This is a genomic window from Rubripirellula reticaptiva (assembly GCF_007860175.1).
GTDB classification, from domain to species: domain Bacteria; phylum Planctomycetota; class Planctomycetia; order Pirellulales; family Pirellulaceae; genus Rubripirellula; species Rubripirellula reticaptiva.
Map to the genome: position 1 here is coordinate 821,501 of NZ_SJPX01000002.1, position 12,449 is coordinate 833,949.

A 12,449-nucleotide genomic window follows, 5' to 3' on the forward strand; every position below is an offset into this window, starting at 1 on the left:
GCGTGCCAAACGCTAGTTGTTACTGAAACCGATGGCCATCACCGCATCACGGCCAAGTGGGTTCTTTAAAAATTGGTGGTGACAGTCGGGGCACAAATCGTATCTGCCTTGGTGACTGAGCTGCGAGTGGTCGTCGCCAAGCGGTTCGCCGTGCATCAAGTCGCCGTGCATCAAGTCGTCGAGCGATTCGTCATCGAGTGACTCGCTATGCAAGCCTTCCAGTAATTCATGCAGCTCGCTGAGTTGATCAACGTCGTCGTTAAAAACCATCGTCGGTTCTTCGATAGCCGACTGGATTTCAATTTGCACGACGTATCGCGTCTGCTCGGCGGTGTCGATTTGGCGCTTACAACGATCACAGGTGTAGTGAATCATCGGGCATGGTATCCGACTGTGAGGATGGATGATGGCGTGACCGACACAAGACCGGTCAAAAGAAGAGCGAATGAATTTCGTCGTCATCCACCTTCATGTTAGTGACGTCGGATAGCGGTTCGCAAGCCAAATACCACGGACTTTTTCATCGCTTCCCAATCGCTATTGACATGACGCGATTTAGCGAGCCGAAATCCGCATCCGCGCAGGACACTTTCGGTCAGTCGGAACAGTCACTTCGTCAGTGGTGTCTTGATTTCGACCAGCATTCCTGGCAAAAAATCGGTGCTCAATAAATCGAGATCTCGATCATCTAAGATTTTCAACGTCAATTTCCGTTTTGCTGCTTCACTTTGCAAGCGTTTGATGGCAGGAACATGCCCATAGGCAAGCAAACACTTACCACCTGGTTTCAAATGTTCGGGCAAACCATCAAGCAGCGAATCCATCAGCGCAAAACCCGGATCGTAGAACGCATGATCGAGCGGCTGGTTGATCGATCCGTCTTCCCAGGGAGGATTGGAAATGATCAGGTCAAATTTTTCGTCGGAGCGGATTACCGCAAACGCTCCTGGTGACTGCTGCGAAACCAGTCGCACGTCAAGTTCGTCATCGGGCGCTAGCATCGCTGCATTGTACTTTGCACATGCAGCAGCAGCGGGATTGATGTCCGTCGCAACGACTCGCTTGGCGTCGTTCTGCAGACACAGGATCGAGATCAATCCTGTGCCGGTGCCAATTTCCAGAACGTCACGTCCTGCGGCGATCGTGTTGTCGACGATTTCTTTGCGCAGCGAGATCGTGTCATCGGCTTCCCAGAACACCGACTCGAATTGCACAATCTCGCCAAACGCCAACTCGTCGACCGTCCAAGTCTGACGAACGTCGTACGAGTAATCCAAATCTTCGCGGTATTCGGTTCGGCAACCGAGTGAACAGCAAACCGTCAACAGAAGACCGAGGACAAGACGTCGCATAGTAGGCACATCGTTGGAGGACAGCCCATCAGGCTGCTGGAATGGTATTCCAAACAAGCTAAGGCCTGGGCAGCAACAATTCAACAGTTGAAAGCTCAACAACCGCACGTCGTGCTAGCTGCGAGCATGCGCCCGGCGAAGCCGTTTCCCTTCATTCGCTAAAAAAGGATCCCCATTGCCGTGCCAATGATCGACATGGCAACCACCGCGGTGACGATGCGCATCAGGATGGGTTGGATGATGTTGAGCTTAGAGAGCATGCTGGATCCGGTATCGTTTGAAATTTGATCGAACGATCGTTCCAGCACACCTGACATCTCGCCGACACCGATCGTTGCTTTTTCGTCATCGGTCAGCATTTTGACTTGGCGGAACGCTTCGGCGATCGTCGCTCCGTTCTCGATCGCGACGCCGGCTTGCAGGAGATCGCGTCTGGCGGCTTCGTTGCTGACGGTCCTCGCGGCTGTTTGGATCATCATTTCAACTCGATGGCCGCCGACACCGTAAAGCAACGACATCACTCGAAAGAAAGGATGAAGAGCGATTTCTCGTTCGAGTGCGCCGACCAGCGGGATCGCTAAGCGAACTTGGTCGAAAAAGTATCGCACGGGCGTCATCAGCACGATCGCAACGATCACCGCAAGTTGGACCCACGAGAATGCTTCGACGAACAGCGTTGTGATTGCACCGCCGATGGAACCCAACCCCAAGTGCATCAGTAACTTAATCGCAGATCCAAACAGCATGACCAGGATCGGAAACAACCACAACTTGCGAAGAGCAGTGGCGGGACCGGCAAGCATTTTGCAGTGGCTCTCCAAGAACGCAAATGCTTCGTCGAGCCTGCCCGACATTTCTCCTGCCCGAACGACCGGAAGGAAAAACGGTGGCAGTCGGGGTTCACCGCTCGCCAGCGCTTCCGCAATGGACGAACCGCGAGAAACCTTTTCGGCCGCGTCGCTCCAGAGAGAGCCCAGTTTTGACCTGCGAATCGGTTTCAGGCACAACTCGAGGCTCCGCGAGATATTTGTTGTCGACCGGACACACATTCCAAAATCATGGCAGAAGCCTGCCAGCATTTTGTAAGGCGGACCCTGCAGACTGTTCAGCACAAGTCGGCTGCGCTGACGAAACTGACGCCACAACCACTTCGGCAACTCGCTTTCCACCGATGCGCTACTCACCGATGCACTACTCACCGATGCACTATCCACAGATGCATTGGGTGTTCGTCTCGGGTCTCGGCCGTGGACTTGGTTCATGGGTGATCGAAACTGAAGTGGGCTGATAGGGAACAGCGGTCACAGAGAAGTCTGCCTGCCCACCGATGATGAATGACCACGCCATCGCAAATCATTCCTTTGCGGCCAGGATCTTATCGCCGTACATGCGGTGCAACGCCCTCAAAACGTGCTTGGCGATTGAGAAACTGCCTTTGGGATTGCTGTGGATACCGTCGTCACTGAGTCTTGACTCAGGCATCCACAAACCAGGCAGGCTAGCAGGCCCCATGATAACGATCTGTCGAAGCCACGTGTCGGGAACGAGTTCGAGGTCCTCTTGGTACGCGATCTCTCGCTCCAAGCTGGCATAGGGATCAAAGATGAATCCACGCGGGATTTCCATCAAGACGACTTCGGCACCGTGGTCGCGACATTGCCGAATCATCTTCAGCAGGTTCGCTTTCGTCGATTGTCGTGAATAGCCTTTCAAGAAATCGTGGCCTCCCAGTTCAATGATCACGACTTGAGGATCGTGGCCAAGGACGCGCTCCATCTGCCCGAGGCCCTGCGACGTCGATATCCCCGAGAAACCACAATTGACAACCGGAACGCTCACCATCGCCTTTAACTGATCCGGGTAGCCACGATCAGGACGCATGCCATCGGTCAAGCTATCGCCAATGCAAACAATAGGACGATTCGCAACGAGCGCCGGAGGGCGACTGCAATGTTCGATTGCATTCCACTCGAAATACAAGAACGCCCAAGCAATCCATAAAGCTGCCGCGCCAAACCACCACCGAGTGAATCGTTGTGCCTGGGTTCGATGTTTCCACCGAATCGCTGCGACGATTGCCAAGACGATACTTATCGTGATCACCGCGGGCGTGCGTGGTGCAAGCTTGGCGATGAGAATGACCAAACAAATGAAAAGCGGAACCCACCCAGGCTTGCCACGTTTTGCCAAAAAAGTGTGACACCCGATCCAAAACGCAACCATCCAAGGAAGGACGCTTGGGAAGCTGAGCAGCGCCAAAGCGATAACAAACAGTCTTCCAAGTTGCGCGAAAAGACTTGGTCGACTTCGACTTAATCTTGTCAACGGTTCCGCTTCGCCTGCGTTCCCTGGTTCCATCACGCTCGCCTCGCATCTGACTGTCGCTGGTCGTCCATTGCCACACCGCTGATTATGGACAGTCGGTCGTATTGGATCGATGAAACGGATTTCAAAGTCTGCCCCGGCCGTTTCCGAATCGAAGCTTTACGTGCGAGGCAATCAGCCGTTCTACTGTGTGTAATCGCAGTGACGCTTCGCGCCCGCTAAGCGTAATTCCCTCCTCTCATTTCCGTATTCGATTCTCTGTTATGGTCTTCGCCAGTGTATAAGACATTGACTCTCGCTTGCATTCTAGGTCTTGCCACCATCGGATGCAGCAAAACGACGCCCGTCAAAGAAATTTCAATCGAACAAAGTGGAATTGCGGTCGAGGACATCTCGCCAAGCGAGGTGGATCTCGCTTGGCCGCAATGGCGAGGCGGGACCGGCGGTCTGGCTGATGAAAGCAGCGTTCCCACCACCTGGACTGATCAGACGAATGTCCGTTGGAAGGCCGATGTCCCCGGTCGCGGTCATAGCAGCCCGATTGTCGTTGGCGACCTCATCGTGCTTGGTTCGGCAACCGAAGAACCTCCGCAGCAGTTGGTGGTTGCGTATGACCGCGCAAGTGGTCAAGAAAAATGGCGAACGGTTATCCATAGCGAGGGATTTCCCTCGAAACGATCCGTTCACCAGAAGGCAACTCAGGCCAACAGTACGCTCGCATCCGACGGCACTCACTTCGTCACCGCGCATCTCAACGGCGACCATATTTGGGTCACTGCGTTGGGGAGCGGCGGAGAACTGCTTTGGCAAACCGATATCGGTGCGTTCAGTTCTAAATTCGGCTACGCGCCCTCGCCTGTCATCTACAAGTCGCTCGTCATTGTGGCTGCCGACAACCAAGGCGGCGGCTACTTGGTCGGACTAGACATTCGGACCGGCGACATTGGATGGCGCCGATCTCGGGGAGCCGTCAGCAGTTACTCCAGCCCCGCGTTGGTCACGTTGGATGGATCCGATCAACTCGTCATCACAGGCTTGGAAAAAATGGCCAGCTACAACCCGGCAACGGGAGATCTGATTTGGGAAACCGAGTGCATCTCCGAAGCGACGTGTGGCACAGTCGTCTCGGATGGCACCCATGTTTTTGCCTCCGGTGGATACCCCGACAGCGAAACCGTTTGCATCGACGCAACCGGCAATCGCGTCTGGGAAAATCGAACGAAGGTATACGAGCCATCGCTAATCACCGATGGTGAAAATCTGTTCGGGATCACCGACGGCGGAGTCGCCTATTGCTGGGACGCTGCCAACGGCACCGAGCACTGGAAGAAACGCCTGGGCGGCAATTTCAGCAGCTCACCGGTCATTTGTTTTGGCAACATCTACGTATCTGACTTGTCCGGCAATGCCTTCGTATTCAAAGCCAGCAAAGACAGCTACGAACTGGTCTCGAAAAACAAGCTAGGTAACGACTGCTACGCTAGTCCAGCGATCGCAGGAGATGCGATTTTCTATCGAGTCGGAATCGGCAGCGGTGAGGAAAGAGTTGAAAAACTGTACTGCATCGCAGCGGCGTCGACAGACGAACCCTAGAGGAGAGTCTAAGTGTTGAGTCCCCGATAATTCGCCGAGGCTTCACGCTGTGCGATACTGCCCCATACGAACCGCTGCCCGACGATTGCTAAAATGGAAACCACACGCGGGCCGTCGCCTGAAATATCGCCGTAACATGTTGGTAAACCGTGTGACAAACAGGATCTCAAGACCATCCGCCGAAGCATCAAACCCGGCTTTCTTTTTGAGGAAAAAACGCTTCGCGCGAGCTCAGGTTGGGGAGCAACAAAAGAGAAAGGTTACTGCCAGCTCGTCAACTCGAGCCAGCAAAGAGAAAGGTCAGGCGTTTCTCCCGCCGGGAATCGTGACAGTTACTGCAGACACATTCGTGTCGATTATCGTACTTTGCATTGGAAGCGGACGGTAACGCTTTCGCCTACTCGCAGTTTGTCTGTTAGGTTCCAGACCAACTGCATCGAATCGGCGTCGTTTTCTACCGAGCTGAATTCGGCGCCGCCGCTGCAGGTTTGGCTGTCGACGACATATTCCAACCGAGTCGTCAAGTTGTCAGTCAACGTGACGTGATCGACGGCCGAATCACCTACGTTTTCGACACGGATGGCGAACGTGATCACTTCGCCTGGCTTGGCATCGGCGCGGTCAGCCAGTTTTACGACTTGCAAACGTCCGGCTTCGGGAAATTCGTAGATCGTTAGGCCTTCGACCGATTGATCGCGAACGATCGTCGGTGGCTTCAAGTCTTGAATTTCAACTTCCACGGATTCGTCAATCGTCCAGGCCACGGCCGCCAAGGCAAGACGCTGAACTTCGGCCAGCTGGTCATCACGCAGTAGGTTGACTTGATCCAGTTTCAAACCGGTCAGCAGAGCCAAAACGTCGACATTTTGGATGGGCTGCAAGACGCTGTCGACAGGCACGCCACGGTTTCGATCTCGCATCGCGTCGATGCGTCGTGACACATCGGCGTGTCCTAGTTCGACGGTTTCGCCAATCACGACACCGCCTTCGTTGATTCCAACACGGCCTGCGCCAACAGGACGATCCACAGCGGCCAGTCCAATCGAATGCCCGCCGGCAACGGCCCCAGTGATCTTGCGTACCGACGAGAACCGAGGTGCATAGACACAAACACGGTTGCTTGCGTTGGTTTCGATGTCGCCAGCTTCGGTCGTGTAGTGAACGACTGTGTCTTCGGGTTGTAGGCCACCGATCGTATCGTCGCGGCGTACGAAAACGTCCGAGTTTTGATCGCCACCGTCGCACAAAAACTCTTGCGGATCGTATCCGGTCACGCAAGGAACGTTAGGCATCGCATAACCATGGGGGACGACTTCGCAGGCTTGGCAACCACAGCCTTGGCCACCACAGTCCTGCGGCGCAGGTGCTTGGCAAGACTGGCAGGTTCCTTCGAATGGAACTTCCGTAAAGATCGTTTCGGGTGGGCAAGCAACGTCGGTGTTTAGATCGCCAATGAAGGCAACCTGCGAGACCGATTGATTCGTTTTTGAATTCGGAGCCGCCGCTTGATTGGCGTATTGTGGAGCTACGGCTGCAGGCGACGAATCCATGGCAGCAGGCGGTGCGATAGCAACTGCCTGCGGTGCTGGCATGTGGATCGATGGTGCATGCGCAAGCTTCTTGGTCGACGTGACTCCGCATCCGGTCATGACCAGAACCGCGGTTGTCGCCAGCGAGAGCGTCAAAGTGGTGATCGTTTTCATTGCTGCGTCAACGTTTCGGGAGCAGGAGCGTAGATAGGAGCCCACATCGGGTAGCCAAAGAAGAACCGCGGCAACAGTTCCGGTTGGGCAGGTGGTGCGAGCGAACCGATTCGCACGATCGCCAGAGGACGACCAAAGCGGTCGGCCACTTCGAGTGCGTCTTGAAATTCAGACACCTCGATCGGGCGATTGGTTTCGGGCGTTTGAACCATTGGCGTCGCTAGCTGTGGATCTTCGAGATAGATCACTCGCGTCACCAGTTGGCCACTCAGTGCGGCAACCAAGTCCGATTCATCAAGCTGGATTTGGATCGGATGACGGGTTGCCAAGCCGGGTGGCGGGAACGTGCGATCGATCAATTCGATCGTCGGAAACAGTTCCGCTCCTTCGCGGCCAGGGATCTGTGTGATTTGGAAGCGGTAGACTCCGCCGACCAACAACCCAGCTTGTAAATTTTCGGTAGGTTCAAGGAATGCACCGGCTTGGGCCAGCGAGAACTTCGTTCCCAGGGGACCGATGATCGAGACCGGTTGTAAGTAGCCATCGCATAGACCACGACCGCTGTTGCGAGCTGCACCCACGTATCCGGGCGGCAAATCGGCTGACAGCAATCGATGACCACCGCCGGAGGGCAGGTACGTCGACGGATCAGCGGCATCGAGCTTTGGTATCGACTGAGTGGACATGAATCCCACGCAGACGAAACCGACGATCAAGCTTGTTCGAATGAAGTGGTGCATCGGATCGCCGTGTCTGGCTATGAATCAAGAGTTACCGAAGAAACGCGACGAGCTGTGGTGCCAACTCGCCGCGTTTCGTTTTTTAACTAGACCAATCTGGTTGGTCGAAACGCAACGTTACTGGTTGCAGTTCGGGTCCACCGCTTGGCTTGGGTGCTGGTACAGTCCGCGACCGTTTGGCACACCTGGGTTCAAGTTCTGTTCGGTGATCCGGACACGGCTAACTGGGTTGGGATAGCTCATGCCAGGTTGTTGGCGAACGTTGATCTTGACCTTCTCAACCGGGCGAGGAATGTTCACCGCCGTGTGGTTGCGAATGACGTGCTTCTTCAGACCGGCTGGATGTCCAAGCGGAATGTGAGGTGGTCCGGGCAATCCGATTGGCGTGCCAGTAATTGGCATGCCGTACTGCGGTGCGTTGTAACCAGCGACCATGCCGGGCAATCCGACGGGGCTGCTGACACAACCTGCACTGCCACCCATTCCACCGGCTCCGCATGAACCGCCACAACCTTCTGTCATTGCCGGAGCAAACGGTGCAGGAAGTCCTGCGATTGGTGGTCCGTACATTCCACCTGCTGCTAGGCCCCCGCCTATTCCACCGGCTCCCGACATTTCGATATCTTTATCGCCCAAGCGAATGATCGCTAGGATCGAACCGCGACGATCCGCTTCGACGATGGGGTCGATACCCGGATCGAGCCGAGTGCTGACAAGCGTGTCGATACCGGCAAGTGCTGGGCCTTGGAAATCGGGATCTGGAAGGTAGATCACTTTGGTGACGAAGTTACCGGTCAAGACTTGGTCGAAGTCTTCTTCGGTGAACTGAATCGGTACTGAATTGTGAGCCAAGTAGGCTCCGGTGCGAGGGTTTGCATAGGCTAATTCAACCGTCGGATACAATTCGACGCCTTCACGACCAGGGATATTGGTCAGCTTCAACCGATACAGTCCGCCTTGCGGAAAGTTTTGACGAGCTGGAACGACAAGCGGTTCGCTGTCGAACATGCCCGCACCGGTCGCGTCATAGCGAACGTACATGCCGTCGGGTTGCCCCATAGTGACTTGAACGGTCGATGGGATCGCCGCCATGGCACCACCATCGCCCATGGCGTAACCGCCACCGGCCGGAATCATGGCACCTTCACCGACTCGACCACCGAGCAATCCGCCGAGGCAACCACCGGCTCCGCCGCCACAATTGCAACCTGCGTTACCGCACGAGTAATTGACAAGTCCGATGTCGCCGGATGCGTTGGACGCCGAAGTGCCCATCGATGGTCCGCCTTGCAGCGGAACGCTGTGCATGACATCAGGCCCCGCTTGGCCGATCGCACCTGGAGGCATAGGACCGTTCATCGGTCCCATCATTCCTGGGCCGCCCATCATCGGGCCTCCCATTCCGCCCATGGGTCCGCCCATTCCGCCGCCCGTCATTTGACCGCCGAACGGCGGGGCTCCCATGACGCCGGGGCCGGGGCCGCCGACACCAGGTCCCGGTTCAAGCATCATCTGTTCGGGTGGCAGGTTGTGGCGAACCGGCACACACCCGGTGGCGATCATCGCCGTGGCCGCCATTAGCGACATATGAGTGACGATTCGTTTCATCTTCTCCCCCGTTCCTTGGGTATTCAAACACGTGGTTGCTGAAGTGACAGCCTCGAAAGGACAGTCGGTTTGTTTTCTGGCTGGACTTACCCGGTTACGGGAACCTACGATCCGCCTCGAGCCATCATCTTTGCGTGAAGTGCGGTCATACCGGCTTCGTGTTTAGGTCATCGGCTCGTTACAGGCCGTATCTTTGAGAAAACCGTCACAACCGGCGCATGAAGATCGATCATTGCAAGCCCAATCTGTGTTTCCCGACCGTGAAACTGCTGTTCGCGCTATTTGCGACCACGTTTACGTGTCTAGAACTATGCATTGACGCGATTCCGCTGTTTGGCCAGCATGCCTACGCTGACGAAGTGGTCGCCGAGAAAAATCGTCCGATCGATCCCGAATTATCCCAGCCCAAGGCCGTCGCACTGCTCGAACAGGTCGTTCACTACATCGCGGACGGACCAGCCTTCGATGCAAAAGTCCGCGAAACCGTTTGGACAGCCGGCCGCGAAGTCGTCGGCGTGGGCACTTACGAACAAGCCGGCGGCGGAACGGGACGGTTCAATCTGCAAGTGACCATGCACGATGGTGACGGCAAGCATCGCTTTCAACAAATCAGCGACGGGCGACTTGCCTGGACACGCACCGAAATCGCTGGCGAAGTCTCGCTCCGCCGCGTCGATGTGGGGCGACTGGATGAATGGATTCGCGGTAACAGCGACGACAGCTCGATCGCGCCGCGATTACGAGTCGGTGCTTGGATCGAAATGCTGACCACGATCCAGCGTGATTACACGCTCACCGCCGCCAGCTTCAAACTCAAAGGCACGCCCGTTTGGGTTCTGACGGGGACGCTAAGAAAATCCAAGCGAGAACAGGTCTTGGCCGAGTCAGGGCTGACGACTTGGCCGGACCTCTATCCGACTCAGGTTCGCATCGCGATCGCAGCCAAGCACGACCCCAAAACGAACTTTGGCCAATGGCTGCCCGTCCACATCGAATACCGCAGCGATGCCGTTACAGTTTCGGATCCAGAAGATCCGACCAAAACCGTCACGACCAACGGACGCCTGATCACACTGATCGAACTGTATTCGCTACGTCCGATCCAGCCGCCACTGATCGAGAAGTTTCGCTACGAGAACGCAGACACCGAAGTCATCTTTGTCAACGAAACAGATCGCTATCTGCAAATGCACGGCGTTCAATTGACCGAGCGGGAACGCCACCTGCTCACTCGCTAGCACGGCCGGCGAGTATCGAAACACTGTCATTGATCGCCAAGCGACCGCTACTTTAGTTGACAACGGGTCCGATGGTAGACTGTGGCACCCGTTTTTGGTGCTTCCCGCACCCTGTTTCCGTGCCTCCAAAGTTGTCTGCGACTCATTGTCTTCGTCTACTTCACCCGCATCGGCTCCTGGGCCCTCGTCATCGTCTCGTTCGACGCTTTTCCACTGGGCTCAGCTCGTTCGCTTACCCAATGTCTTCACCGTTTTGGCGGATGTCAGTGCAGCGTTCCTGTTGGTCGCGCATGGCCCCACGCCGCTGCCGCGGTTCCTTGCCGTCGTGATCGCGGGCGTAGCCCTCTATTGGGCCGGGATGATCCTGAACGACGTTTTTGACGTCGTACAGGACAAAGCCCAGCGTTCGACGCGTCCGCTTGCCGCCGGTGCGATCCCAATCAGTCAGGCAAAATTTGCTGGATGGCTTTTATTAGGATTGGGCGTCGCGATTGGAGCCGCCAGCGGGTACTTGCCTGGCGGCGATTCCTATCCGGTGACATGGTTTCCCGCCGCGATCTCGGTGCTGTTGGCGATCATGATCGTGGCGTACGACGGACCGCTCAAGAAAACGCCGTTAGCGCCGATGGCTATGGGCGGCTGCCGCGTACTCAGTTTCCTGTTGGGTGCATCCCCGTTGTTCGCTTTGACTATTGGCCAGCCCCCATTCCCCCAGTACGTTGTCGGCATCGCGATGGCGTTCGGGGTGTACATCATGGGTTTGACGACGATGGCGCGTCGTGAGGCCGTTGGCGGCCCGTCGCACAACTTACCGATGGGATTGATCGTGACGGTGCTAGGGTGCGTGATGCTGGCGTTTGCGCCACAACTTGCGCGAGGTGCCAACATGGGGTGGACCGTTTCCACGCGAGACATCTTTCCCTTGATGATGGGAACGATCGCCTTTCCGGTGGTCGTGCGAGCGATCCGAGCCGTCCGCACCCCTACACCCATGAATATTCAGATGGCGATTCGTGTTGGCATTCTGTCTGTCATCCCGCTGGCCGCTGCTTACGCGTACTTAGGCGCCGGTTCGGGCTGGGCGCTAGCGATCTTTGCACTAGTTGTACCTTCGATGATTCTGGGCACCCGGCTTCGCGTGACCTGAGGATTACCCCTGGGGATGTCCGTGAAACGCTGCATCGCCCCATGAAACTAGGAAAAGTTTGCCTGATCGGGTTAAAATGCTGGACTGAGCTTACTGGACACTCCTATCATTCGGGTGTCGCAGAGAACGAACTTTGAGCCGCGAAAGAGGGAGTGATCGAAATGATGGTTATGCCAGATTTTTTCACTTCACCTTTAGTACAAGCTGCAACTTCCGTAGTGATTCTGTGCATCCTGATATCGGCGGCATTTTATGTCGTGGCAAGCTATCGGGACTATGTCGCTGACGACCAGGAGACAGGCTCGGATGCCCTCTTAAAGTTGCTGGAAATGCACCGCAAAGGTGACATCAGCGAAGAAGAAATCCGAACTATACAAGCTAGAACCCAGCAACAATCCGCTGGACCGATCATCCATGACGAGCCAACCTCCCCGGACGACTCGTCACCGAACACCCAAACTTGATGCTTTCCTAATCAGCATCCGATTTGGACTCCCACCGTTCGGAACTTTGAGTGATCGACTTTGACGGATTGTTTGAAGGACAACCCATCTGTCTGTACGCCCTCCCAATTCCATGATGGCATGCATTCGGAAACCATAGATCGTTTTTGAATTAGAACCACCTTAGGCTCGAGCTTTCGAGGATACGGATGACCCATCCCGCATTTCGGGGCGGATTCTGACGTAGCGACCACATGTCGCCCGTCGGAAACGTCACCGTTGAAGCGGGAAAGCATTCGA

At 55.7% G+C, this 12,449-nt stretch carries 11 protein-coding genes; 4 read left to right on the forward strand and 7 right to left on the reverse strand.

The genetic code is table 11. From position 1 onward, the window contains the following. Positions 1–12 precede the first annotated feature (12 nt). From Poly59_RS09270 to Poly59_RS09285, 4 genes are all read right to left on the reverse strand, one after another. Positions 13–375, reverse strand: a complete 363-nt coding sequence (locus Poly59_RS09270) for a hypothetical protein (protein WP_146533787.1) — start codon at positions 373–375, stop codon at positions 13–15. Between the two features lie 233 nt (positions 376–608). Continuing rightward, a complete protein-coding gene (locus Poly59_RS09275; protein ID WP_146533788.1) occupies positions 609–1,352 on the reverse strand; it encodes a methyltransferase in 744 nt (247 codons plus the stop codon). Between the two features lie 158 nt (positions 1,353–1,510). Then, positions 1,511–2,551 carry a type II secretion system F family protein gene (locus tag Poly59_RS09280; RefSeq protein WP_186776118.1) on the reverse strand — a complete coding sequence of 347 codons (1,041 nt, stop codon included), beginning with the start codon at positions 2,549–2,551 and terminating at the stop codon, positions 1,511–1,513. Between the two features lie 154 nt (positions 2,552–2,705). After that, positions 2,706–3,455, reverse strand: coding sequence for a GDSL-type esterase/lipase family protein (locus Poly59_RS09285; protein ID WP_246151511.1), 750 nt, complete (start codon positions 3,453–3,455; stop codon positions 2,706–2,708). A gap of 498 nt (positions 3,456–3,953) precedes the next feature. Here Poly59_RS09285 and Poly59_RS09290 point away from each other — a divergent pair, with 498 nt between their 5' ends. Further along, on the forward strand, positions 3,954–5,270 hold the full coding sequence (locus Poly59_RS09290; RefSeq protein ID WP_246151512.1) for an outer membrane protein assembly factor BamB family protein: 1,317 nt from the start codon (positions 3,954–3,956) through the stop codon (positions 5,268–5,270). A 356-nt stretch (positions 5,271–5,626) separates the two neighbouring features. On the opposite strand, the gene Poly59_RS09295 is transcribed toward Poly59_RS09290, so the two are convergent. From Poly59_RS09295 to Poly59_RS09305, 3 genes are all read right to left on the reverse strand, one after another. Continuing rightward, positions 5,627–6,973 (reverse strand): DUF11 domain-containing protein, encoded by a 1,347-nt coding sequence (locus tag Poly59_RS09295; protein ID WP_146533791.1) that lies wholly within the window; start codon positions 6,971–6,973, stop codon positions 5,627–5,629. After that, positions 6,970–7,713 (reverse strand): hypothetical protein, encoded by a 744-nt coding sequence (locus Poly59_RS09300; RefSeq protein ID WP_246151513.1) that lies wholly within the window; start codon positions 7,711–7,713, stop codon positions 6,970–6,972. Before Poly59_RS09300 ends, Poly59_RS09295 begins: the two co-directional genes overlap by 4 nt. A 117-nt stretch (positions 7,714–7,830) precedes the next feature. Next, positions 7,831–9,321, reverse strand: coding sequence for a hypothetical protein (locus Poly59_RS09305; protein ID WP_146533792.1), 1,491 nt, complete (start codon positions 9,319–9,321; stop codon positions 7,831–7,833). Between the two features lie 218 nt (positions 9,322–9,539). On the opposite strand from Poly59_RS09305, the gene Poly59_RS09310 reads away from it, so the two are divergent. The 3 genes from Poly59_RS09310 to Poly59_RS09320 all read left to right on the forward strand — a co-directional run bounded on the left by Poly59_RS09310 (position 9,540) and on the right by Poly59_RS09320 (position 12,170). After that, positions 9,540–10,559 carry a hypothetical protein gene (locus Poly59_RS09310; protein ID WP_146533793.1) on the forward strand — a complete coding sequence of 340 codons (1,020 nt, stop codon included), beginning with the start codon at positions 9,540–9,542 and terminating at the stop codon, positions 10,557–10,559. A gap of 145 nt (positions 10,560–10,704) precedes the next feature. Continuing rightward, positions 10,705–11,706 carry a UbiA family prenyltransferase gene (locus Poly59_RS09315; RefSeq protein ID WP_186776119.1) on the forward strand — a complete coding sequence of 334 codons (1,002 nt, stop codon included), beginning with the start codon at positions 10,705–10,707 and terminating at the stop codon, positions 11,704–11,706. A gap of 152 nt (positions 11,707–11,858) precedes the next feature. Beyond that, positions 11,859–12,170 carry a hypothetical protein gene (locus Poly59_RS09320; RefSeq protein WP_146533795.1) on the forward strand — a complete coding sequence of 104 codons (312 nt, stop codon included), beginning with the start codon at positions 11,859–11,861 and terminating at the stop codon, positions 12,168–12,170. Positions 12,171–12,449 lie beyond the last annotated feature (279 nt).